We start from the raw sequence: 24,432 nt of genomic DNA, 5'->3' as shown, positions 1-24,432 counted from the left end.
GATGTACACATTGGTCGGTTCACCGAAAACGCGGGCCTTCCGCGTGCTTTGGGCTTTGGAGGAACTGGGGCTGGAATATGATCTGGTGCCGGATAACCCGCGCGGGGAAACAGCCTCGACACTGAATCCGACGGGCAAGATTCCCAGCCTGAAAGTGGGCGAGGCCACGATTATCGATTCCGTGGCGATCCTCCAGTATCTTGCGGACAAACATGGCGCGCTAACCTATGAAGCAGGCACGCTGGAACGGGCTGCGCAGGACAGTTTTACACAGTTCATCTGTGACGAAATCGACGGTGCGCTCTGGACGGCGGCACGCAACAAGTTCGTCAACCCCGAAGAAAAGCGCGTGCCAGCGATCAAGGATATCCTGATCTGGGAGATGGAACGTTCTTTGAAGGCGCTGGAGCAGCGTCTGGGCGATAACGAGTTCCTTATGGGTGACAAGTTCACAGTGCCCGATATCCTGCTGACCCATTGTGCGGGCTGGATGCGCGGCACGGGGTTCCCGCTGGAAAGTGACACGCTGCGGGCCTATGTGAGGCGCAATATCAATCGGGATGCCTACAAAAAGGCCGATGCGATCCGCAATCCTGCCTAGAACACTACGGCTCTTGTGATCTGGCAGCGTGGGCCGCTGCCAGACCTGCGGCCCGTCCCGTGGCAAGGCAGGCGGTGATCAGATAGCCGCCTGTCGGCGCTTCCCAGTCGAGCATTTCACCGGCGCAAAAGACGCCTTTGGCACAGGTAAGTTCAAAACCTTCAGAGAGCGACTCCCAGCAAAGCCCACCGGCCACCGAGATTGCCTGATCCAGAGGCGCGGTGCCAGTGTAGGGAATTGTTAAGGCTTTCAGTGCAGACCCGAGCGTATCGCGGGGTGTCTGGCGGGCAAACTCCAGAAACAACGCGGCCTTGGCTTGGTCCATGCGCAGGGTCTTGCGCAGGATGTTGGTCAGGGATGTTTTTGCCCCCGCCTTGTCAATCCGTTCCTGAAGTTGCGTTTCTGTTCGGTCCGGGAAGAGGTCAATCTGCAATTCTGCGCCTGCGCGCAAGGCGGCGGAGAACTGGTAGATCAGCGATCCTTCCAGCCCTGCGCGGGATATTACGGCCTCTCCCACGGCGGTTTTGCCACCGCTGCTCAGGGCGATTGATTTCAGCGGGCTGCCGAAAGCAGGCGCCATATGGGTCGACCATTCAACGGTTATCCCCATGTTGGACGGGGCAAATGCGCTGAGTTTTGCGCCTTTTTCTGCCAGCAGTGTGGTCCACGCCCCGTCAGAGCCGAGCCGCGCCCAACTTGCCCCGCCAAGCGCAAGAACAGTAACCTTCGGGCGAACGGTTTGAACCCCGTCAGGTGTGTCGAACTGAAAGCCCTGCTTGTCCCATCCTGTCCAGCGCCAGCGGGTTTTAAGGGTGACGCCCTTCCGATCCAATCGCGCAAGCCAGTTGCGCAGCAGGGGAGAGGCTTTCATGACTTTCGGGAACACCCGACCGGACGATCCGGTAAAGATGGTTTGTCCCAAATCTTCGGCCCAGCGTTTTACCTGTTCCGGACCGAACTCCGACAGTGCCGTGTCCAAAGGTCCAGCCATTGAACCGAACGCCGTCAGGAACGGGGCTTCGGGTTCGTCTTTGGTCAGGTTCAGACCGGATTTCCCCGCCATCAGAAACTTGCGCCCGACAGAGGGTTTCGCCTCGGCCAGCAGGACTGCTAGCCCCGAATCCGCAAGCATTTCTGCTGCCATCAGTCCCGTAGGACCAGCGCCAATCACCAGCGCATCGGGTGTTTGATCTGCCGTCATTGCCAGCCTTAAACCGTTTCCGCGTCCTGCGAACGGCCTGTGATCCGCGCAATGGCTGCGGGATCATTTTCGTAGGCGGCCTTGTAACAATCCTGTAGTTGCGCGGCGTCCAGATCATCAAACAGCCGGTTTATAGCAGCGATGCTTTGGGGCTTCGCCGCGGCAGCATCGCTTGTCAGGGCCGTCAGAAGACTGTCAAACTCTGCCAGTGGCAGCACCCGTTCAACCAGCCCGATTTGCAAGGCCTCGGCCGCGTCGAGCTTTTGTCCGCCCATCAGGATCAGCTTTGCACGGGCTGAGCCAATCAATGCGGCCAGTCGTTTTACGTCATCGGGCTGGGGCAGAAAGCCACGTTTGAGGACCGGATAAAAGAACTTTGCTTCCGGCGTGGCAATCCGCAGATCGCAAGCCAAGGCCAGCGCGAAACCACCCCCCGCCAGCGTACCATTCAGGGCTGCGATGGTCAGGCAGGGCAGGGCGGCAATCGCGCCCGAGGCGTCCGACCACAGGGGGCTCTGGGTGAAGGCATACATATCTTCACCGCCGCCCACATCGGCACCGGCGCAAAACACACGTTCGCCTGCGCCAGTGATGATAAAGCTGTGCAGTTCGGGGTCTGCATGGGCCTGTCGGGCCACAGCAGCCACGTCCCGCAGCATATCGGGGGACAGGGCGTTGGCTTTGTCCGGCCGGTTCAACGTGACACGCCACAGCCCGTTCTGAGTGTCTACGTCGATCAAATCAGGCCCACCCGTTTACGGATATTTTCATCACGCAGAGAGACAACGGCGCCGCGGTAATCATCGCTGTCACCCGTGGCCATCCAGACCAGCGTATCGGCCACCCATTCCGGCGGAATGTGATCTTCCCAGTCAAGCTGGCTGACAGGGTTAACACCGGATTTCTTGATCACCCGCTGCATTTCCGTCGCCACGGTTCCGGGCGACAGGACCAGTGCGCGGATGTTGTTTGCGTTTTCCTCTTCGTGAAGGCAGGCGTTCAGATGGTGTACTGCCGCTTTGGAACTGCAATAGTGGGACCAGCCTTCAAGCGCGCCGGTAGCAGCGCCGGAGCCGATGGTGATAATGCTGCCGCCACCTGCCGGTTTTATCACCGGAAGGGCTGCGCGGATGCCGTAGAATACACCTTTGACGTTCACGTCGATGATGTTGTCCCACGCAGCAACAGTTGCATTTTCCAGCCGTTCCACAGGGTCCAGTGCACCGGCATTGTTGATCAGGATATCGAGCCCGCCGAACTCTGAACTGGCGCGCTCTACGGCAGCCTGCACCTGATCAAAATCCGCAACGTCGGTTTTCTGTGCAATTGCCGTTCCGCCGTTCCTGGTGATTTCGCTGGCGATTTCTTCGATTTCTCCGCCGGAGCGGGCACAAAGCATCACCTTCGCCCCGAGTTCTGCAAACTTGCGCGCCGCAGCTGCACCGATGCCACGACTTGCCCCTGTGATAATCACAGATTTATTCTTCACATCCGTCACTGTCTTAATCCTCTTTAAAAATATAGCCTGTGCCAGCCCGTTCGAGCCTGCCGATATTCGGGCGCAACATATGCCCGCCCGACAATTTCATCCCGTCTGTTGTCACCATATCCAGCGTGCGCTTTCTTGTGGCGCGGGCCTGATCCATATCGATGTCAAAGGCAATGCCGATTTCGGGATCGGCAAACTGCAATACCTGCGCATGGGCAATGTCCCCCACATGGGCGAAACTGTCAGATCCGCTGTCCACGCGAAACCCCATATGACCGGGTGTATGGCCGGGCAGGTTCAGCGCCGTTACGTCACGAACCAGCGTATCGCCGTCTTTGATCTGTTCCGTGCGAGGGGCATATGCACCAAGGGTCGCTTGGGCCAGTTGTTGCCATTGCGCCAGTGTTTCGTCCGTAAAGACCTGTGACGACCAGAACTTGTGATCCGCTTCGGACACCAGCATTTTTGCTTTTTCAAACACCGGCTGGCCTTCTTTGGTCAATGCACCTGCGATATGATCGGGGTGCAGGTGGGTGAAATACAGGTGGGTGATTTCATCCGGCCCTATTCCGGCTTCTTCCAGAGCATCTCCCAGATAGCCACACGTCGGCCCGAAGAGATCGCGCGGTCCGGCATCTACCAACATGGTGTCGCCGCCTGATTTCACGATGAAGGCGTTAAAGTTGGTGTCGATGGCTTCCGCCTTTGCCGCTTCCAGCAGGGCGTCGATCTTTGCTTCCTCGGTTCCGGGAAACAGTTCTGCGCCGAATTGTGTTTCGCCGTCTGTCAGGGCGATGATTTCCACATCGCCTACGGTGGTTCTGTTGATACGAGACATGGTTTCCTCCTCTTGCGTGTTTCGTTCGGCCTAGCGGTCGTCGTCAGTGTTGCCTTCGGGCTGGCCTTGCATTTCGTCTTCCTCGATCGCCGCCAGTGCAGCGGCGCCCACGGCCTCTTTCTGTTTCTTTGTCAGATCATCCGGATCTACATCGGCCAGTCGTACAGTTACTTCTTTGTGCGCAAAGCGGATACCCTCGCGCTCGAACAGGTCGCGGATTTCCTGATAGACACGTTTGCGCAGAATCCACTGGTCGCCGGGTTTGGTCATGAACTTCACGCGGATGATCATGGCACTGTCCTGCATTTCGATCACGCCTTGGGACTTCAGCGGTTGCAGGAACTGGTGCCCGACCACTTCGTCTTCCAGAAGTTCCTGCCCCAGTTTCTTGACCAATTTGCGGACCTTTTCAACGTCCGTATCGTAAGTCACACGCAGTTTCAGCTTCATCATCACCCAGTCGCGGGAGAAGTTCGTCAGGTGCTGGATTTCCCCGAACGGGACTGTGTGAAGCGGGCCGAGGTGGTGTCGCAACTGGAAAGAACGGACAGAGATTTTTTCAACCGTACCTTTGACAGAACCGATGTCGATGTATTCGCCCTTGCGAAACGCATCATCAAACAGAAAGAACGCTCCCGAAAAAATATCCCGCACCAGCGCCTGCGCACCAAAGCCGATGGCCAGACCCACCACACCGGCACCGGCAAACAGGGCCGAGACATTGATCCCGATGTTCGTCAGGGCAATCAGGGCGAAGGCGACAAAGATGATCGCCAGCAGGAAGTTGCGAAAGAGCGGTAGAAGGGTGGCAAGCCGCGATGCCCCGCCGGCACCGCCTTCATCGCCGGGCGCTACTTCAACGGCATCACCGCCTTCTTCGGCAATTTTCTGGTCAATCCAGATGCGCACGAAATGGTAGATGACATAACCGATAAACAGGATCGTTACGATGTCGTAAATCCGGTCGAATTGCGTGGTGGCAATCATGTCGATGTCGATCTGCCAGATTTCCGAGATCGCCCAGAACGCCGCGACAACTGCCAGTATATTGGCGATGCGGCGGGAGAGATCCTCATACGTGTGCATTTTGTGGTTGGTCAGGAAGGGGGCAAGCTCTTCTTCGGCTTCCTCATCGTCTTTGGTTATGTCCGAGCTGGCATCCGGGCCGTGGCTATCCTCTGCGGCTTTGGCACGCCATTGTTCCAGCAGGCGCTGACGGTGGAAGAAGCGTTCGATCAGATAGCCTACGATCCCGTAAACCACGGTCACCGTCAGCAACACCAGATAAAAGCCGGTGATCAGTGGCAGGCCGAGAGGCTGGGCCTCGATCAGGCGATAGGTCATTTCCGCCCATGCGATAAAGAAATAGGCGATCACCAGCGGTGCCCAGGCCTGCGATGCGATCCGCGTCGGTAGGGAGGCTTCCTCGTAACGCTCCCCGTTCAGGATTGCTTCGGACACGGCCCTGCGATTGACCAGCACCATCGCCACGTTCAGAAACACCACGAACAGCGTCAGCGTAGAGGTTAACAGCGCGTGGATGTCATAACTCAGTCCAAGCTCTTTCATCCAGGCGCAAAAGTTGACCACGATGGCCGAGATCGTCGCCACAGTCCAAAGCCAGTAAAACAGTTTATGCGCGTCTTTGTCCGAAAAATGCGGAATGCGGTATTTTTCAAGATAGGGGGACAGGATCATCCGCCATAAAAACACGACACTGCGGGTCACAATATAGGTGAGGTAGATGTAAGCCACAGTCAGACGCACGGTTCCGTCTTCGGATTCTCCGAATATGGCGATGCCCACCCCGTATGAGAGCATTACCACCAGCGCGAGCCCGATCATGGCAAGCACGGTGCGCAACAGAAGGATTGGCAGCTTGTCGGTATAGCCGATCGGGTCCGGTTTCTGCAAACTTATGAACCACGGTCCTACCAGACGTTTCCCGTAGGTTTCCCGCACGATTAATTCGGCGAGGATCAGGCTGGCAAGTGTGGTCATCACAATAAAGAAATAGATGGAATAATGCCCTGTCGGGCTTTGCCCGTTCAGGATGAAAATGATCTCTTCCAGCGCTTCGGGGGCACGGGCCACGCGATTGCGCAGGGTCGTGCGAAAGGTATAGGCCCGTTCCTGCGTCTTCATCAGCAAGGAACCGTGGTATTGTTCTTCCTCTGTCTGCTCTGCGGATTCGGACGGACCATCAGGATTGATCACAATGACCTGCATTCCGGAATCTGTCGCGGATTTAATGATGTCGTCCATAGGGTTGGATGACGAACTTCCGGTGGATTGGGCCAGCGCAAATCCGGCGATCAAGGCAAAGAGCGCGGTAATCAGGCACAAACGGAGAGAGCGGATGATGGTCATATGTGACCCTTTGTTGATAGCGTAACTGACCTTAGTGCGGTTTAACGCAACGGGAAAGGGCGGAACAGGTTTCGTCGGGGACGTTCCCTATTTTCCGCAGGACGAACAGGGCAACTGTAGCAGCGGAGGTTGTAACAGTGTCTCAAGTCACTGTGAGTCTCTGGGTTTGTGACTGTTTTTTGCCGCAGCGGTTGTTATGTGCGCTTGTGTGCCGCGGGGATCGGGGTGCATTGGGCCTCTTGCCCTGTGTGCACAGGGCCTTTTACATGAAAAACGTGGCGGAAGCCGGAAAAGGCGCGTAAATGTGTTTTTGCAGGCTGAATTCGGGAGCCACATGCAACAGTTAGACGCAAAGGTCGGGTTAATATGAGTTCTGATGGATCGCGGCCTGCGGAGTTGGGTCGGCGTGCGCCGCGCGTATTGTTGTATAGTCATGACACCTTTGGTCTTGGCCATTTACGTCGCTCGCGCACCATTGCGGGTGCTTTGACCGGACTTGATCCCAATCTTTCTGCGCTGATCCTAACCGGATCGCCGGTAGCAGGCCGGTTTACCTTTCCCGACAGGGTAGACCACATCCGCCTGCCCGGTGTGACAAAGCTGACCGACGGGTCTTATGCCTCCGAAGCGCTTGGTCTTGATATTGACGAAACCACTGCTTTGCGTGCCGGCCTGATCCGCGCGGCGGCAGAAAATTTCGAACCCGATCTGGTGATTGTCGACAAGGAACCCAACGGCTTTCGCGGCGAGCTGATGGAGACGCTGGCGTGGTTGCGGGCCAATACCAACGCGAAACTCGTGCTTGGGCTGCGGGACGTGCTGGACGAGGGAGAGACCCTTGCAGCAGAATGGGAACGCAAAGGCGCTGTTGCCGCAATGCGGGATTTTTACCACGACATCTGGGTTTACGGGCTCGAGTCAATCTATAACCCGCTGCAAGGTGTGTCTTACCCCGAAGAAGTTAACCACCGGATGCATTACACCGGATACCTGCGCCGCGAGACATGGGATCACGGTCCGGATGTAGATGTAGACCCTTATATCCTCGTCACGCCGGGGGGGGGTGGTGATGGTGCAAGACTGGTGGATCAGGTGCTGCGCGCCTATGAGGCCGATCCGACCCTTTCCCCAAAAGCCCACATAATCTACGGGCCTTTCCTTTCAGGTGATACCCGCACGCAGTTCGAGGATCGGGTCGCCAAACTGGACGGGCGGGTGATTTCGCTCGGGTTTGACAGCAAGATGGAAAACCTGATCGATAATGCGGTGGGCGTCATCGCTATGGGCGGGTATAACACCTTCTGTGAGATTCTTTCCTTTGACAAACGGGCGATCATCATGCCGCGCAAGGTTCCCCGTCTGGAACAGTACATCCGTGCTGCGCGGGCGGAACAATTGGGTTTGGTACGTATGCTTGACCCGGACCGCGACGGGCCGGGGACGGATGTGATGATAAACGCCATTCGCGCCCTGCCGGACCAGCCGCTGCCCTCAACAGGGGAGTATCCGGACCTTCTGGAAGGCTTGGATCATATCGTTGCGCGGGTCCGTGACCTGCTGGATACTCCGGATGTAAAGGCCGCAGAATGAGCGCTGAAGACCCGAAACTGGCGGTGGTCGTCAAAGGCTGGCCGCGCCTGTCCGAAACATTTATTGCACAGGAACTCGTTGCACTGGAACGGGCAGGACACAGCTTTGACATCTGGTCGCTGCGCTTTCCAACTGACAAGAAAACCCACCCGCTGCATGAAGAAACCCGTGCAAGGGTGCGGTATCTTCCGGAATACCTGCATCACGAAAAAGCCCGCGTTGTGCGGGGGTGGTCAAAGGCGCGCAAGATGCCGGGGTTCAAGAAGGCCCATCAGGTCTGGATGCAGGACCTGCGCCGCGATCTGACCCGCAACAGGGTGCGCCGGTTCGGTCAGGCTTGTGTGCTGGCAGCGGAACTGCCTGCGGGGACCAAGGGTCTTTACGCCCATTTCCTGCATACGCCATCGTCCGTGGCCCGTTATGCGGCGTTGATCCGTGGCATCGACTGGTCCTTTTCTGCCCACGCCAAGGACATCTGGACCTCTCCGGATTGGGAAATCCGCGAAAAACTGGCGGATGACGGCACAGGTGCCGCCTTTGGAGTAACCTGTACAGGCTTTGGCGCGGCGCATCTGCAACAGATGGCCGAACCGGCAGAGCGTGTCAGCCTGCTGTATCACGGGCTCGATCTCGACCGTTTCCCGCTGCCTCCACCGCCGCGCCCCGACGACGGGGTGTTCCGCATGTTGTCTGTCGGACGTCTGGTCGAAAAGAAAGGGTTTGACCGACTCGTCAAAGCGCTGTCGCTATTGCCCGATGATCTGAAATGGCACTGGACCCACATTGGCGGCGGTGATCTGAAAGACGATCTTGTCGCGATGGCTAAGGCCGAAGAGATTAACGACCGCATCACGTGGCGCGGGGCCTGCGACCAGCCTGAAGTGATTGAGGCAATGCGCAGCAACGACCTGTTTGTACTGCCTTCCCGCATTGCCGAGGATGGGGACCGGGACGGCCTGCCAAATGTGCTGATGGAGGCCGCGTCACAAAAGCTGGCGATTCTGTCCACCCCTGTCAGCGCCATTCCCGAATTCATCAGTTCCGGTGTGCACGGGCTGCTGGTTGAAGACGCTCCGGAAACCCTGACATTTGCGATCATGGAACTGGCCCGCAATCCGGAACAGCGAATGCAATATGCCGAAGCCGCTTATGATCGGCTGATGGCGGATTTCGGGGTGGATGCCGGCATAACGCAACTCTCTGCGCGCCTGAATACGCTGATCTCATGAAACAGGGGCGCACCCCGCGCATCGCTTTCTACGCGCCGTTGAAACCGCCGACCCACGACACCCCGAGCGGCGACCGCACGATTGCGCGGGCGTTGATGCGCGCGCTGGAGGGACTGGGCACAGTGGAACTGGTCAATACTTTTCGCAGCCGTGAAGCTGTCGGGGATGCAGCGGCGCAGGCCGCGCTTGTGGCCGAAGCGGATCGGATCGCGCAGGGACTGATCGCCAGAGGACCGGTTTGGGATGCATGGGTCACCTATCATAATTACTACAAGGCACCGGACCTGATCGGCCCGCAGGTCTGTGCGGCGCTGGGCATACCCTATCATCTGGTCGAAGCCAGCCGCGCGCCAAAGCGCCTGCAGGGACCTTGGGCCGGTTTCGCCCGCCGTGCCGATGCAGCCAGCGACGCGGCAGCGGTGATTTTCTACTTCACGGGGCGGGATTTGCCGGAATTGGAAAAGGCCCGTCCAGAGACACAAAAGCTGGTGCATCTGCGCCCTTTTCTGGACCGCGACACCTTGCCGGAAGACTCTTTAAAGCCGGCAGGAAAGACTCTTCTGGCGGTCGGTATGCTGCGCTTTGGTGACAAGCTGGCCTCTTACAAGAACCTCGCAGCCGCGCTTCATTTTGTGGAAACAGAGGGCTGGAACATGCGCATCGTCGGGAGTGGACCTGCCGAGCCTGAAGTGCGGGAGCTGTTTGCTCCTTTTGGCAAGCGCATTACATTTGTCGGATCGCTGGACGATGGAGGGGTCGCCAGAGAAATGGGTGCGGCGGATCTTTTCGTCTGGCCCGGCGTGAATGAGGCATTCGGAATGGTTTACATCGAAGCACAGGCCGCCGGACGGGTGGTGGTTGCCGAAGATCGCGCAGGCGTGCGCGACGTGGTCGGCCCCTCCGGTTTTCTGACACCACCGGATGACGCCAGAGCCTTTGGCGCGGCGATAGATCAGGCTTTCAATCGGGGGCCTCAAGACTCTGTCGTGAGCCAGTACGCGCAGCAGCATTTGCGTGGTGCCGCGATAAAGACACTCGCCGGAGCAGTGCAATTCAAAGGGGCCATACAATGATCAAATTGGCGATTATCCGGCACGGCCACACGCCGTGGAACCGCGCAGGGCAGATACAGGGGCGCACCGATATTGCCTTGGAAGAACAGGCAGCCGCCGACCTTGCGGCCCTGAAACTGCCCCAAGGTTGGCAGAATGCCGATCTGGTGGCGAGCCCGTTGCAGAGAGCGACACAAACCGCCCGTCTGATCGCTGATCGTGACGCGCGTGAAGAACCTGCACTCATCGAAATGGACTGGGGCGATTGGGAAGGCAAGAAGGGCCTGGAGCTGAAAGCCGATCCCGCCTCCGGTTTCAAGGATTTGGAACATTGGGGATGGGATTATCGACCGCCAAAAGGGGAAAGCCCGCGCGATGTTGCAGAGCGGTTGGCGCCTTGGCTGGATAGCCTGACACAAGACACGATCGCAGTCTGTCATATCGGAATTATGCGTGTGCTTCTGGCACGGGCAACGGGTTGGAATTTTGACGGCCCCGCGCCATTCCGGATCAAACGTAACCGCCTGTTTGTGATGGATTGGGACGGGAACGCCCTGTCTGTTTCCGGTGATCCGATCCGGCTGGAGGCCCGTTGACCATGCGTGTGATGATCCTTGTGACCCATCTGCTTGGCACCGGCCATCTCAGCCGTGCCCTGACCCTTGGCCGCGCTTTCGGCAATGCCGGACATGACGCCCATGTGGTTTCCGGCGGGGTGCCTGTCGGGAACCTCCCGACAGAGGGGATTACCTTGCACCAGCTTCCGCCGGTAAAATCCGACGGGGTAAATTTTACCACGCTGCTTACGCAACAGGGCGGGGTGGCGGATGCGGATTACCTTGCCAGTCGCAAGGCGGCTTTGCTGTCCTGTCTGGAACGGATTGAACCGGATGTGATCATAACCGAACTCTACCCTTTCGGGCGGCGTGTTCTGAAGGGAGAGTTTCAGGCCGTGCTGAACCGCGCGCAGGAGTCTCCTTACCCACCGCTGGTGTTCAGTTCCATTCGCGACATTCTTGCGCCGCCGTCCAAACCGGAAAAAGCGCTGGAAACAGAGGCTGTTACCGCCGTGTATTACGATGGTGTTCTGGTGCATTCCGACGCCGGACTGACCCCGCTGGAGGCAAGCTGGCCGGTGGGAGCGATGCTTGCGGACAAGCTGCAATATACCGGATATGTCGCGCCGCCTGCTGCAGGCGCCCATCCCGATGGCACAGGCACAGGAGAGATATTGGTCACAGCTGGCGGAGGATCTGTTGGCCGGAGCCTGTTCGAGACAGCAGTGACAGCGGCTTCACTGGATACTGAAAATCATTGGAGACTGCTTGTCGGTGGCAGCGATCAAATGCAGATCATCAATAACTTACAGTCACAAGTGACAAGCAACAACGTGACCATTGAGACCACGCGACCCGATTTTCGCCAGATGCTTACCGGTGCCAAAATCGCAGTTTGCATGTGTGGCTACAACACTGCCATGGACCTGCTGCAATCCCGTACCCCTGCGGTTTTTGTACCCTTTGATGCGGGGGGCGAGGTGGAACAAACCCTGCGGGCAGAAAGCCTAGCAAAACAGACCGGATTTACCGTCGTCCGCGCAGCAGATGCCACGCCCGAGGCGCTGGTGGCAGCGGTGCAAGGCCTGTCGGGGGCCGAAGTCCAGCCGCTGGACCCCAAGCAGTTTCAGGGCGCAGCACAAGCCGTTGAAATCGTAGAGCAGTTTTACGAGAAACATATAGGTGAGGAGCAAAGCGCATGAACAATCTCTGGGCCCCTTTAGACACTGAGTTCGACGCATGGCGTGCTGCGGACCTGCGCCTGCCGTTCTGGTGGCGGGATGATGATGCCTATCATGTGACGCCGGAACTGGAGCAGTTAAACGCCTTGTCGGAAAAGACAGGTGTAGATGTTTTTCTGGCTGTGATCCCGAGCAAGCTGCAGCCTGACTTGCCGCGTTATGTTGCCAACCATCGAAACCTTATTCCTGTTACGCACGGATATGCCCATCAGGACCATACGCCCGCAGGAGTTAAAAAGTGCGAGTTTGCCTCTGATCGGGATGCTGGTGCGGTCTTGCAGGAACTGGAAGAGGGAAAGCACCTTATGGAGGACGGGTTCGGAGAAAATTTCGTTCCGATGTTTGTCCCCCCGTGGAACCGCTTTGGCAATGATCACAAGTTCAAACTGAAAACTCTCGGCTACAAAGGCTTTTCCACATACGGACCGCGCCGGAACCGCTGGTCAAAGCGCGGGATGGAGCAGATCAACACCCATGTGGACCCGATAAAATGGCGCGGCAGCCGCTCGCTTGACGATCCGGAAAAAATCATCGCGCGCATGGTAGATCAACTGGCGGAGCGGCGATCGGGGCAGGCCGACAATACAGAGCCTTACGGTTATCTGACACACCACAAAGCCCATGATGCGGATATCTGGGCTTTTTCCGAAGAACTCCTGATGAAATTCAAAGGCGGGCCGGTTGAACTCTGGTCCGCGCAAGACATGGCGAAGAGGTAAAAAAATGAGCAGACTAGACAGCATGCTACGACGGTTCACAGCCCAGAGGGACGGATTGAACTGGGCCGCAAAACTGGTGGAAAGCCACGCAGGGGACGGGCTGGACATGGGGCTCGGCAACGGGCGGACCTACGACCATATGCGCGAAACCATGCCGGATCGCCGCATTTGGGTGATGGACCGCGTGTTGCAATGCCATCCGTCTTGCGTGCCGCCGGAACTGGACTTCCTGCAAGGCGAAGCTGAGGAAGGGCTCGCACGGCTTGCAGAAATGGACGCGAAAATCGTGCTTGCCCATTATGACTTCGGTTATGGCGTGAAAGAGGAGGACGTGGCCGAGGCCGCGCGGCTCAGCCCGCTGATTGCCAAGATTATGGTGCGCGGCGGCATGATCGTATCAGGTCAGCCACTGGAGGGGTTCGATCAGGTGCAAGGGCCGGAGCATATTGCACCGGACCGGTATTATTTCTACCGGACCTGAAGGGCTTAGCCCGCAAGGTTAAGAAGTACACCGCCAAAGGCTGCAAGCATTACCACAGCCCAGGGCGGTGTCTTCCAAACCATCAGCAAAACGAAACAGCCCACCGCCAGTGCCAGATCCGGCATGCCGTGAATCGCGCTGGTAAAGACAGGTGAATAGAGCGCGGCCCCCAGTATGCCGACCACGGCGGCATTGGCGCCTTGCATCAGGCTCTGCACGCTTGTGGTGTTCCGGAGGCTCTGCCAGAACGGGAGCACCCCTGTCAGAAGCAAAAAACCGGGCAAAAACAGTGCTGTTTGCGCAAGAGCTGCGCCGGTTATCCCGTTTGGTTCGCCGCCAAGCACAGCGCCGAGATAGGCCGCAAAGGTAAACAAAGGGCCGGGCACAGCCTGCGCTGCGCCATAGCCCGCTAGAAACGCATCTGCCGACACCCGTCCGCTTTGCACCACTTCGGCTTCCAGCAGGGGCAGTACCACATGGCCGCCGCCGAACACCAGTGCTCCGGCACGGTAGAAACTGTCAAAGACACTCAGGCTTGGGGAAAGCGGGGCGAGTATGGGGAGCAGTGCCAGCAATCCGACGGCAAGGAAAAGGCAAAACATTGCCGCTGTGCGCGAAACCGGCAGGCGCGGCGCGGGCGCATAACGTGCCGTGCTGTGGCAAAACAGGCGCCCTGCTATCGCGCCAAACAGGATGGCGGCGACCATGCCCGCCGCGCCGGAAAACAGGGCGAGGATGCCGATTGCACCGGTAGCAATGGTTGCACGGGTGCGATCAGGACACAGCGTGCAGGCCATCCCCCAGACTGCCTGCGCGACGATGGCCACGGCGACGATTTTCAAACCGTGCAATGCGCCACTTCCGATCGGTCCGGAAACGGCGGTAGCGCCCAGCGCGAAGGCGAAAAGGATAAAAACCGATGGAAAGGTAAAGCCGGCGAAGGCCGCAAAAGCTCCGGCCCATCCAGCCCGCATAAGACCCAAGGCAAAGCCGACCTGACTGGAGGCAGGGCCGGGCAGGAACTGGCAAAGCGCAACCAGATCCGCGTAATCCGCGTCCTTCAGCCACTGCCGCCGTGTGACCAACTCGTCCCGGAAATATCCCAGATGTGCAACCGGCCCGCCAAAAGAGGTCAGGCCAAGTTTTAGAAACACCGCAAACACTTCACCTGCATTACCCTTAACAGGGGTGGGAAAAGGGCGTGTCTGTGTGGCTGTCATATTGTTACCTTGAAATGCGAACAGGGGCAGGCCGAACAGCCTGACCCCCGATAGCATGACGTCGTAACGGTTTCATCAAGGTGGGCTGTTCAGCGCCCGACGCTTACATAGGTCAGGCCGGCTTTTGCAGCCTCGGCCGGATCATAAACATTGCGCAGATCTGCCATTTTCGGCGTCTTCATGATACTTACCATACGGTCAAGATCCAGCGCGCGGAATTCGTTCCACTCTGTCATCAGGATCACCGCTTCCGCATTCTCTATGGCACCGTAAGCATCGTCTTCCCATGTTACGCCCGGCAGAAGGTCCTTGCCTTCCTTGTACCCCTGAGGATCAACCACATGCACGTTTGCACCGGCCCCGACCAGCGCAGGAACAATCGTCAGGGAAGGGCTGTCGCGCATGTCGTCGGTGTTGGGTTTGAAGGTTACACCCAGAACGGTGATCTTCTTGCCGTTTACGGAATCGTCGCAAAGCTCCATAATCTTGTCGATCATCCGCCGTTTGGTGGCTTCGTTGATGTCGATCACGGATTCGACGATTTCCATCGGGCTTGCATATTCCTGACCGATCCGCGCCAGCGCCTTTGTGTCTTTGGGGAAGCAGGAACCGCCATACCCCGGGCCCGCGTTCAGGAACTTCGATCCGATCCGGTTATCCATTCCCATCCCTTTGGAAACGGATTTCACATCCGCACCAACTTTTTCGCACAGAGCGGCGATTTCATTGATGAACGTAATCTTTGTCGCGAGAAAGGCATTGGCAGCGTATTTGATCATCTCGGCGGATTCCAGATCGGTATAGACAATCGGGGCTTCTCGCAGGGCAAGAGGACGGTAAATTTTGGCCATCACGTCGCGGGCCTTGTCGGATTCAACACCAACCACTACGCGGTCAGGCCGCATGAAATCTTCGATTGCGGCACCTTCACGCAGAAACTCTGGGTTGGAGGCCACATCGAAATCTGCCTCTGGGTTTTCTTCGCGGATGATTTCCTCAATCCTGCGGTTTGTCCCAACTGGCACGGTGGATTTTGTCACAACTACAGTGTAGCCGTCCATCGCACGGGCAATCTCGCGGGCGGCTTCGTAGACATAGGTCAGGTCCGCATGACCGTCACCGCGACGGGTGGGTGTGCCAACACCGATAAAGACTGCATCTGCCTTTGCCACGGCATCGGCGAAATCCAGTGTGAACCCCAGTCGCCCGGCCGCCACATTGCGCGCCATCAAATCTTCCAGCCCCGGTTCGAAAATCGGAACAATGCCATTTTCGAGGGCTTCGATTTTCCCTGGCAGTTTGTCGACACAAATTACATCGTGGCCGAAATCGGAAAAACAAACCCCTGAAACGAGCCCGACATAACCGGTACCAATCATAGTTAACTGCATATTAAAGCCTTTTGCTGGAAGAAAACGTTCCTGATAAACTGTGGTTCTACCTAAATCAGGCCTTGGTTCAAGCGAATTAGCCTGATTGCAGAGCCTGCTTGTGGCAGGTAAGGGTTGGGTGTTTCTGCAAAAAGGCACGTCATGGCGAAAATACTGATTACAGGCAGCGCAGGGTTTATCGGATTTCACCTCGCGCAGGTGATGCTTGACAACGGGTGGCAGGTGCTCGGCGTTGACGCGATGACGGATTACTATGACGTGAACCTCAAACGCCGCCGTCACGCCATGTTGTCCCAGAATGAAGGGTTTAGCGCCCTTGAAGTGGACATTCGCGATTTTGAGGAATTACAAGCTCCGGTGATGGATTTTGCACCGGATGTGATTGTCCATCTCGCAGCGCAAGCGGGCGTGCGCTATTCCATCGAAAACCCCCGCGCCTATATTGAAACCAATCTCGTTGGCACCTTTAACATAATGGAACTGGCCCGCGAACTGGCGGTGGACCATTTGCTGATGGCCTCTACCTCCAGCGTTTATGGTGCAAATGAGGTGATGCCTTTCACCGAGGTGGAAAAGACCGACACGCAGATGACGCTTTATGCGGCGACGAAAAAAGCCAATGAAAACATGGGGCATTCTTATGCCCATCTGTGGAAACTGCCGACAACCATGTTCCGTTTCTTCACGGTTTACGGCCCTTGGGGGCGTCCGGATATGGCGCTGTTCAAATTTGTGAAGGCCGGTCTGAACGGTGATCCCATTGATGTTTACAATCACGGCGATATGGAGCGGGACTTTACCTATGTTGTGGATCTGGTACGCGCGATCAGTTTGCTGGTCGATGCGCCGCCCCCGCTGGTCGAAAACCGCGCAGAATGGACGCCGCTGGAAAATGACAGCCTTTCACCTGCGGCGCCGTTTCGTGTGGTTAATATTGGCAATTCCGACAAGGTGCGCCTGCTGGATTTCGTGGACGAGATAGAACAGGCCATCGGCCGCAAGATTAAGCGGAACTACATGGATATGCAGCCGGGCGATGTGCCGGCCACCTGGGCGGATTGCGAGTTGCTCAAACAGCTGGTCGGATATGCGCCCGAAACAGATGTTCACGATGGCGTGCGAGCCTTTGTCGATTGGTATCGGGACTATTATTCTGTGTGATGCACAGAAGGAAGCATTGCTATGTTGGATATGAAATCAGCCCGAATCGCCGTGATCGGTCTTGGCTATGTCGGATTGCCGCTCGCCGTGGAATTCGGACGCCTGTTTCCGACGGTCGGGTTTGACCTGAACGCCGGACGGATCGCCAGTCTGCGCAAGGGCGAGGATTTCACCCGCGAGGTTACGCCTGATGAACTGGCGCAGGCGCAGCATCTGCAATTTGTAGATACTGTAGAGAAAATCCGCGATTGCAACGTGTATGTGGTGACGGTGCCAACCCCTGTGGATGCGCACAAACGTCCCGATCTCGGCCCGCTGCTTGCCGCCAGCCAGTCGGTCGGTGGGGTGCTGTCCAAAGGCGATGTAGTGATCTTTGAAAGCACGGTTTACCCCGGCGCCACTGAAGAAGACTGCGTTCCGGTGATCGAAGCGGCCTCTGGGCTGGTGTTCAACCGTGATTTCTTTGTCGGCTACAGCCCGGAGCGGATCAATCCCGGTGACATGCAGCGTCGCTTGCCGAGCATTGTGAAAGTCACCTCCGGAAGTACATCTGAAGCTGCGGATTTTGTAGACAGCCTTTATTCCGCGATCGTTCCTGCCGGTACCCACAAAGCCCCGTCCATCGCCGTTGCCGAAGCGGCCAAAGTAATCGAAAACACCCAACGTGATCTGAACATTGCACTGGTGAACGAACTGGCAATGATTTTTCACCGGCTGGGCATAGATACCGCCGATGTGCTGGCGGCCGCTGGCACCAAATGGAACTTCCTGCCCTTCAAGCCCGGACTGGTGGGCGGTCATTGCATCGGGGTCGATCCCTATTACCTGACCCATAAGGCCCAGGCGGTCGGGTATAACCCCGAAGTCATTCTTGCGGGGCGGCGGATCAATGACGCGATGGGCAAGGTTGTGGCATCGGAACTGATCAAGGCAATGATCCGCAAGGGTGTTGCAATTGAAGGAGCCGAGATTCTTGTGATGGGGCTGACGTTTAAGGAAAACTGCCCCGATCTGCGCAACACCCGCGTGGTGGATGTGATTGCAGAACTTCAGGACTACGGGGTGACGGTGCATGTGCACGATCCCTGGGCCGATCCTGATCAGGCCCGCGCAATTTATGGCATCGATCTGGTAGAGTCACCGGAACAGGGCCGCTATGACGCGGTGGTGCTGGCTGTGGCACATGACGAATTTGCCAAGGATGATCCGGCAAAAATCAGCGCGCTGTGTGCTTCACCTAGCGTCATCTACGATCTTAAGCATATTTTGCCGAAATCAGTGGCAGATTTGCGTTTGTAACCTGCGGCAGTCCTTGTTTTTTTCCTGCACCGCGCGTTAACTGGTGCTGCGGCCTTGAAAGAGGCCCTGTTTGAACGGGACATCAGAATGAACGCCGAGACCACGCCGCTGTTGCAGGTTAACGACCTGTCGATCGGGTTTGGAGACCAGCCACCGATTATTACGGATGTGAATTTTTCGATTGATCGGGGCGAGACACTTGCCTTGGTGGGCGAAAGCGGTTCCGGTAAAACGATAACCTGCCGGTCCTTGCTGCGGGTGCTGCCTCGATCCGCGGTGATCCATTCCGGTACAGCAGTGTTTAATCCGAAGGCTTCCGCGCCGGTTGATCTGTTTTCCCTGTCCGAAAAAGAGCTCCGCGATGTGCGGGGCGATCGCATTTCGATGATCTTTCAGGAACCCATGCACAGCCTGTCACCGCTGCACCGCATCGGTCATCAGGTGGCCGAGGTTCTGACCCTGCATCGTGGCCATTCCCGGGCCAGTGCAAAGGTCAAAGTGATCGAAAAATTCCGCCGTGTGGGTTTTGTCGATCCGGAACGGGCCTTCGCGGCCTACCCTTTCGAACTGTCGGGCGGTATGCGGCAGCGGGCGATGATTGCTATGGCGATGATTGCACGGCCCGAACTGCTGATTGCCGATGAACCTACAACGGCGCTGGATGTGACCACGCAGGCGCAGGTGCTGGAACTGATCAAGGGGTTGCAGGAAGAAACCGGAATGGCAGTAATTTTTGTGACCCATGATCTTGGCGTGGTCGCAAATATCGCCGATGAGGTTTGCGTTCTGCGCAAGGGGCGCGTTATGGAAAGCGGGCCAACCGATATCGTAATCGGCGCACCGGCCCACGGATACACGAAAAAGCTGCTGGCTGCAGCGCCTGCCATTCCCCACAGCGCGGAACCCTCTGCAGCGCGGCCTGTCGTGGATCCGATCCTTCAGCTTGAAGGGATTAACAAAACCTTTGTTTCCCGCGCTGGCACCTTCTTCGGTAAAAACCGCGAAGTTCAGGCTGTGAAAAATGTCAGCCTGACGGTGGAGCGGGGCAAGACCTTTGCCATTGTGGGCGAAAGCGGCTCTGGCAAGTCCACCGTTGCGAATATTGCGCTGGGCGCGACACAGGCAGATGCCGGCGGGGCAATTCGCTACTGGGCAACGAAAGGCGCTTTGCCGGTCGATGTGGCCCATCTGGACACGTCAGAGCGGCGGGCCTTCCAACGTGAAGCGCAGATGGTCTTTCAAGACCCTTTCAGTTCCCTTTCGCCACGCATGCAGATCATCGATATTCTGACTGAACCGCTGCGTATTCACGGGATCGGAACCCGAAAGGAACAAAAGGAACGGGCAGCAGAGCTGCTGGAGAAAGTCGGGCTCGACAAGAATATGCTGCGCCGCTTCCCCCATGCGTTTTCCGGTGGCCAGCGCCAGCGTTTGTCCATAGCCCGCGCGCTCGCCTTGAATCCCAGCCTGTTGGTCTGTGATGAACCCACCAGCGCGCTTGATCTTTCGGTGCAGATGCAGGTGCTGGAACTTTTGGAAGAAATCCGCGACGATTTCGGGCTTAGCTACCTGTTCATCAGTCACGATCTGGCCGTGGTCGCACGGATCGCGGATGAGGTAGCGGTGATGCGACAGGGTCAAATTGTTGAACAAGCGGCGCCGGATGTGTTGTTCACAGCCCCCCGCCATCCCTATACCAAGGCGCTGATCGCTGCCTGTCTTGAGGCCGACGTCAGCCAGAAAATCAACCTTCAGACCGTGGCGCTGGGCGCGGGCGATCCGCATACCTGGCCCGAAGCCTATGCCATGCAAGGCAGTTCCCTGCCGCCTCTGGTCGAAACGGAGCCGGGCCATTTGGTCCGGGTAAACCCATGATGTTGAAGCCTGTCATTCGTTCCCTTTGCCTTGTCGCCTTTCTGGCTTCAGCACCTTTTGCCGCTTTGGCAGAAGATGTCGTGATGCAGGAAACCGGTTTTTGGGAGACAGAAGTCAAATCGGGCGCGCTCGACCCTATTGAAAAACGGATGCCGCGCAATCCGTTTGTGGTCGATCTTGCTGAGAAGGGGCGCCAGTTTGGCCAGCACGGCGGCAATCTGCGCACGATGGTCACGCGTTCCAAAGACGTGCGGCAGATGGTTGTGTACGGTTACGGACGGCTGGTGGGGTATGACGCAAAATACAACCTTGTGCCGGATATTCTGGCGGATGTGAAAGTTGCGGATGAACGGATTTTCGTACTTAAACTGCGCGAAGGACACCGCTGGTCCGATGGTGCGCCGTTCACCTCCGAGGATTTCCGTTACTGGTGGTATGATGTGGTCAATAACGCCGAACTTTCCCCCAGTGGACCGCCATCCTTTTTGCGGGTGGACGGTGAATACCCGCGCGTGTTGTTCCCGAATGAAACCACTGTTGTTTTCCGGTGGTCCAAGCCCAATCCGGGTTTCCTGCCTCATCTGGCACAGGCAAGACCGCCGTTTATCTATCGCCCTTCGACATATCTGAAGCAGTTCCACACAAAATACGCCGATCCGGAAACACTGGCCAAGGCGGTGACAAAGGCCAAGGTTCGCGGCTGGGCCGCGCTGCATAACAAGCGCGATAACATGTATAAATTCGACAACCCCAGCCTGCCGACCTTGCAGCCGTGGATACCCGCGGATACCGGCATGGACAGCCGTCGCCTGTTTGTGCGCAACCCCTATTATCACCGGATCGACAGTCGCGGTTTGCAACTGCCCTATATCGATACAGTAGAGATGAGCATCGTTGGCTCCGGTCTGGTGGCAGCGAAAACCAACGCCGGAGAGGTAGACCTTCAGGCGCGCGGTCTGGATTTCAATGACGTAGCGGTGCTGAAGAAGGGCGAATCCGAAGGTCAGGGCTACACGGTGCACCTCTGGCCGAACGGAACTGCGAGCCAGATTGCCATTTACCTGAACCTGAACCACGCCGATCCGGTCTGGCGTGAGATTCTGCGGGACGTGCAATTCCGGCGGGCGCTTTCTCTTGCGATTGACCGGCGGATGATCAACCGTGCGCTTTATTTCGGGCTGGCCTCCGAAGGGAATATGACAGCGCTTCCCGCCAGTCCGTTCTTCAGTGAATCAAACCTTCACAGCTATGCCCAATACGATCCGGAACGGGCGAACCGTATGCTCGACGATCTGGGATATACCAAACGCAGAGGCGACGGCATTCGTGTTCTGGAAGACGGACGCCCGATGCGTATTCTGGTAGAAACCGCAGGCGAACGTCAGGAAGTTGAAAACGCCTTACAAATCATCGCGGATACTTGGCGCGACATTGGAGTGGAACTGGTAATGCGTCCGCTCGACCGAGATATCCTGCGCCAGCACGTTTATTCCGGCCAGTCGATGGCGGCGGTCTGGTTCGGGTGGGACAACGGTATTCCGACCCCCAATACCTCGCCGGGCTATCTTGCGCCCCGCGCACAGGATTTTTTCGCATGGCCGAAATGGGGGCAGTATTACCAGACCAACTCCGAGGCAGGCGAACCGGTGGATATGCCCAAAGCCGCCCGTCTGATGGATCTGGCCGCTGAATGGGAACGGACCGACAGTCGCGCACGGCGGGTGGCGATCTGGCAGGAGATGTTGAAAATTCACGCTGAAGAAAAATACGCTATCGGCATTCTGGCAGAAGCGCCGCAGCCGGTTGTCGTGTCTAACAAATTGAAGAACGTGCCCAAGGCAGGGTTGTGGGCCTGGGATCCGGGCGCGCATTTCGGGATACACCGGATGGATGAATTCTTCTTCGCGCCCGAGGTCACGAACTGATGTTAATCCTGCGTTATTCGATTTACCGCTTCATCACGATGCTCGCGACCCTTGTCGTAGTGTCGGCGCTGGTGTTCTTCATCATGAACCTGCCGCCGGGGGATTACCTGTCCAACCTGATAGCCGAACTGCGAGCCACGGGGCAGGCAGACGGCATTTCCAAAGTGGAGTTTCTGCGGGTGGAATACTCGCTCGATCAGCCGCTGTGGAAACAGTACCTGATCTGGATGGGCTTCTGGCCCGGCCCGCACGGGTTTTCCGGTATTATTCAGGGGGATTTCGGCTGGTCGTTCGAATTTGACCGCCCCGTTGCGGAAATTGTCGGCGGGGCCTTGTGGCTGACGGTTCTGGTGAACGTGGCAGCGGTGCTGTTCGTTTATCTGGTAGCCCTGCCGTTGGGGGTACTGGCCGCAGCGAAATCCAAAACATGGGTGGATTACACTTCTGCTTTTGTAGGGTATCTGGGGCTGGCGACGCCGAACTTTCTGCTGGCGCTGATCCTGTTCTACTATGGTCACAAATATCTGAACCTGCCAATTGGCGGCTTGATGGCTCCGGAATTTGAGGGCCAGCCCATGTCCCCCGAGAAGATCAAATCGGTCCTGCTGCATCTGATCATCCCGACCTTTGTGATCGGCACATCAGGGGCTGCCGCCATGATGCAGCGGTTGCGGGCGAACCTTCTGGACGAGCTTTCAAAACCCTATGTGGATACGGCGCGGGCCAAAGGAGTGCCGCCGGTGAAGGCTATCCTGAAATATCCGTTCCGTGTGTCTCTGAACCCGTTTGTGGCGGATATCGGCAACCTGCTGCCATCCCTTGTGTCAGGATCGGTGCTGGTGTCGGTCGTGCTCGGCTTGCAGACGATTGGTCCGGCGCTGTTGACAGCACTGAAATCGCAGGACCAGTTCCTCGCCGGTTTCATCCTGCTGTTCGTGGCTGCGTTAACCCTTGTCGGTACGATGATTTCCGATGTCCTTCTGGTGCTGCTTGATCCGCGAATCCGGTTCGGAGGGCGCGGGAAATGACTGTCTTACCGAACAACCACTACGTCGATGACGCGCCTTATGATCCGGATGAGGACATCAAGTCGCTGGACCGCCCCGATCTGGACGCCCCAAGCTGGCTGCTGATCTGGCGCAAGTTCAAACGGCACAAACTCGGGCTGTGGTCGGGTATCTTCCTGCTGGTGGCCTATCTCAGCCTGCCCTTTGTCGGGTTTCTGGTGCCCTACACCCCGAACGAGCGCAACGCGGATCACCTTTACGCAGCCCCCCAAATGGTGCGGCTGTTCCACGAAGGGTCTTTCATCGGGCCATACGTCTATCCGATCACCGCCGAAGCTGATCTGGAAAATTTCCGCTGGAACTATGTACAGGATCGCGAGAATCCGGCGCGGCTTGAGTATTTCTGCGAAGGGGACGACTATAACTTCCTCGGGGTGTTCCGTGCAGACACCCATCTGTTCTGCGCGCCGGAAGGGGCAACTGTGTTCCTTTGGGGCGCGGACCGGCTGGGGCGGGATATATTCTCACGCATCTTTTATGGTGCGCAACTGTCCCTGACGGTGGGTCTGATCGGGATCACCGTGTCTTTTATTCTGGGGATCACGATCGGGGGGCTTGCAGGGTATTTCGGCGGACGTACCGACTGGGGTGTGCAGCGGGTGATCGAAGTTCTGCGCTCCTTGCCGGAACTTCCCTTGTGGCTGGCCCTGTCTGCCGCCGTGCCGAGCCATTGGGGTCCGGTGGCGGTATTCTTCGTGATCTCGATCATTCTGGGGCTGCTGGACTGGCCCGGCCTTGCGCGGGCGGTGCGTTCCAAATTTCTGGCGCTGCGGGAAGAGGAATTCGTGCGTGCGGCTGAAATGATGGGGGCCAAGCCGAACCGGATCATCCGCAAGCACCTGCTGCCCAATTTCGCCAGCCACCTGATTGCCAGCGCGATGTTGTCGATCCCTGCCATGATCCTAGGCGAAACGGCCCTGTCGTTTCTGGGTCTGGGGCTGCGGGCGCCGGCGGTCAGCTGGGGGGTGATGCTGAACGATGCGCAGAACCTTGCGTCGATCGAGATTTACCCCTGGACCGCGATCCCCATGCTGCCAGTGATTGTCGTTGTGCTGGCGTTCAATTTCTTAGGGGACGGTTTGCGGGATTCTCTTGATCCCTATTCGGATCATTAAGGCGAAAAGAT

21 protein-coding genes are annotated in these 24,432 nt (G+C 57.5%); 14 read left to right on the top strand and 7 right to left on the bottom strand.

The genetic code is table 11. The annotated features are described in order from the left end of the window. Position 1 precedes the first annotated feature (1 nt). Positions 2 to 601, top strand: a complete 600-nt coding sequence (locus C0U40_RS00400) for a glutathione S-transferase family protein (RefSeq protein ID WP_101653790.1) — start codon at positions 2 to 4, stop codon at positions 599 to 601. Between the two features lie 4 nt (positions 602 to 605). Here the strand turns inward: C0U40_RS00400 and C0U40_RS00395 are convergent, their stop codons facing one another. The 5 genes from C0U40_RS00395 to C0U40_RS00375 are packed head-to-tail and all read right to left on the bottom strand — an operon-like array spanning position 606 to position 6,499. Further along, positions 606 to 1,802 (bottom strand): TIGR03862 family flavoprotein, encoded by a 1,197-nt coding sequence (locus tag C0U40_RS00395; protein WP_101653789.1) that lies wholly within the window; start codon positions 1,800 to 1,802, stop codon positions 606 to 608. An 8-nt stretch (positions 1,803 to 1,810) separates the two neighbouring features. Further along, the gene (locus tag C0U40_RS00390; protein WP_101653788.1) at positions 1,811 to 2,542 is read right to left on the bottom strand and encodes an enoyl-CoA hydratase/isomerase family protein; all 732 of its coding nucleotides are present in this window, start codon (positions 2,540 to 2,542) and stop codon (positions 1,811 to 1,813) included. After that, positions 2,539 to 3,300 carry an SDR family oxidoreductase gene (locus C0U40_RS00385; protein WP_101653787.1) on the bottom strand — a complete coding sequence of 254 codons (762 nt, stop codon included), beginning with the start codon at positions 3,298 to 3,300 and terminating at the stop codon, positions 2,539 to 2,541. The genes C0U40_RS00390 and C0U40_RS00385 overlap by 4 nt, the downstream gene beginning before the upstream one ends. Before the next feature lie 4 nt (positions 3,301 to 3,304). Continuing rightward, positions 3,305 to 4,129, bottom strand: coding sequence for an MBL fold metallo-hydrolase (locus C0U40_RS00380; RefSeq protein WP_101653786.1), 825 nt, complete (start codon positions 4,127 to 4,129; stop codon positions 3,305 to 3,307). Between the two features lie 30 nt (positions 4,130 to 4,159). After that, positions 4,160 to 6,499, bottom strand: a complete 2,340-nt coding sequence (locus tag C0U40_RS00375; RefSeq protein WP_101653785.1) for a mechanosensitive ion channel family protein — start codon at positions 6,497 to 6,499, stop codon at positions 4,160 to 4,162. Between the two features lie 366 nt (positions 6,500 to 6,865). On the opposite strand from C0U40_RS00375, the gene C0U40_RS00370 reads away from it, so the two are divergent. The 7 genes from C0U40_RS00370 to C0U40_RS00340 are packed head-to-tail and all read left to right on the top strand — an operon-like array spanning position 6,866 to position 13,368. After that, a complete protein-coding gene (locus C0U40_RS00370) occupies positions 6,866 to 8,089 on the top strand; it encodes a glycosyltransferase family protein (RefSeq protein ID WP_101653784.1) in 1,224 nt (407 codons plus the stop codon). Continuing rightward, positions 8,086 to 9,318, top strand: a complete 1,233-nt coding sequence (locus C0U40_RS00365) for a glycosyltransferase family 4 protein (protein WP_101653783.1) — start codon at positions 8,086 to 8,088, stop codon at positions 9,316 to 9,318. The genes C0U40_RS00370 and C0U40_RS00365 overlap by 4 nt, the downstream gene beginning before the upstream one ends. After that, positions 9,315 to 10,391: a glycosyltransferase gene (locus tag C0U40_RS00360; protein WP_101653782.1), complete on the top strand. Its 1,077-nt coding sequence runs from the start codon at positions 9,315 to 9,317 to the stop codon at positions 10,389 to 10,391. The genes C0U40_RS00365 and C0U40_RS00360 overlap by 4 nt, the downstream gene beginning before the upstream one ends. Continuing rightward, positions 10,388 to 10,966, top strand: coding sequence for a histidine phosphatase family protein (locus C0U40_RS00355; RefSeq protein ID WP_101653781.1), 579 nt, complete (start codon positions 10,388 to 10,390; stop codon positions 10,964 to 10,966). The genes C0U40_RS00360 and C0U40_RS00355 overlap by 4 nt, the downstream gene beginning before the upstream one ends. A gap of 2 nt (positions 10,967 to 10,968) precedes the next feature. Beyond that, positions 10,969 to 12,129, top strand: coding sequence for a glycosyltransferase family protein (locus C0U40_RS00350; RefSeq protein ID WP_101653780.1), 1,161 nt, complete (start codon positions 10,969 to 10,971; stop codon positions 12,127 to 12,129). Beyond that, the gene (locus C0U40_RS00345) at positions 12,126 to 12,887 is read left to right on the top strand and encodes a polysaccharide deacetylase family protein (RefSeq protein ID WP_101653779.1); all 762 of its coding nucleotides are present in this window, start codon (positions 12,126 to 12,128) and stop codon (positions 12,885 to 12,887) included. The genes C0U40_RS00350 and C0U40_RS00345 overlap by 4 nt, the downstream gene beginning before the upstream one ends. Before the next feature lie 4 nt (positions 12,888 to 12,891). After that, positions 12,892 to 13,368, top strand: coding sequence for a class I SAM-dependent methyltransferase (locus tag C0U40_RS00340; RefSeq protein WP_101653778.1), 477 nt, complete (start codon positions 12,892 to 12,894; stop codon positions 13,366 to 13,368). 5 nt (positions 13,369 to 13,373) lie between these two features. Here C0U40_RS00340 and chrA read toward each other — a convergent pair whose 3' ends face one another. Together chrA and C0U40_RS00330 are read right to left on the bottom strand one after the other, a co-directional pair. Then, positions 13,374 to 14,588: a chromate efflux transporter gene (gene chrA / locus C0U40_RS00335; RefSeq protein WP_101653777.1), complete on the bottom strand. Its 1,215-nt coding sequence runs from the start codon at positions 14,586 to 14,588 to the stop codon at positions 13,374 to 13,376. Positions 14,589 to 14,677: 89 nt separating this feature from the next. Continuing rightward, the gene (locus C0U40_RS00330; RefSeq protein ID WP_101653776.1) at positions 14,678 to 15,979 is read right to left on the bottom strand and encodes a UDP-glucose dehydrogenase family protein; all 1,302 of its coding nucleotides are present in this window, start codon (positions 15,977 to 15,979) and stop codon (positions 14,678 to 14,680) included. Positions 15,980 to 16,120: 141 nt separating this feature from the next. Here C0U40_RS00330 and C0U40_RS00325 point away from each other — a divergent pair, with 141 nt between their 5' ends. From C0U40_RS00325 to C0U40_RS00300, 6 genes are all read left to right on the top strand, one after another. Further along, complete coding sequence (locus C0U40_RS00325; RefSeq protein WP_101653775.1) at positions 16,121 to 17,140, top strand: SDR family NAD(P)-dependent oxidoreductase; 1,020 nt, start codon at positions 16,121 to 16,123, stop codon at positions 17,138 to 17,140. Positions 17,141 to 17,161: 21 nt separating this feature from the next. After that, positions 17,162 to 18,439 carry a nucleotide sugar dehydrogenase gene (locus C0U40_RS00320; RefSeq protein ID WP_435673775.1) on the top strand — a complete coding sequence of 426 codons (1,278 nt, stop codon included), beginning with the start codon at positions 17,162 to 17,164 and terminating at the stop codon, positions 18,437 to 18,439. Between the two features lie 87 nt (positions 18,440 to 18,526). Next, a complete protein-coding gene (locus C0U40_RS00315) occupies positions 18,527 to 20,314 on the top strand; it encodes an ABC transporter ATP-binding protein (RefSeq protein WP_101653774.1) in 1,788 nt (595 codons plus the stop codon). Next, positions 20,314 to 22,239, top strand: a complete 1,926-nt coding sequence (locus C0U40_RS00310; RefSeq protein ID WP_101654748.1) for an ABC transporter substrate-binding protein — start codon at positions 20,314 to 20,316, stop codon at positions 22,237 to 22,239. The genes C0U40_RS00315 and C0U40_RS00310 overlap by 1 nt, the downstream gene beginning before the upstream one ends. Further along, positions 22,239 to 23,267 carry an ABC transporter permease gene (locus C0U40_RS00305; RefSeq protein WP_101653773.1) on the top strand — a complete coding sequence of 343 codons (1,029 nt, stop codon included), beginning with the start codon at positions 22,239 to 22,241 and terminating at the stop codon, positions 23,265 to 23,267. The genes C0U40_RS00310 and C0U40_RS00305 overlap by 1 nt, the downstream gene beginning before the upstream one ends. Continuing rightward, positions 23,264 to 24,421 (top strand): ABC transporter permease, encoded by a 1,158-nt coding sequence (locus C0U40_RS00300; RefSeq protein WP_101653772.1) that lies wholly within the window; start codon positions 23,264 to 23,266, stop codon positions 24,419 to 24,421. Before C0U40_RS00305 ends, C0U40_RS00300 begins: the two co-directional genes overlap by 4 nt. Positions 24,422 to 24,432: the final 11 nt, after the last annotated feature.

Origin of the sequence: Neptunicoccus cionae, assembly GCF_002860325.1 — a bacterium.
GTDB classification, from domain to species: Bacteria; Pseudomonadota; Alphaproteobacteria; order Rhodobacterales; family Rhodobacteraceae; genus Amylibacter; species Amylibacter lutimaris.
Note: the sequence above shows the minus strand (reverse complement) of the source record. Positions and strands in the feature narration are given on the sequence as shown.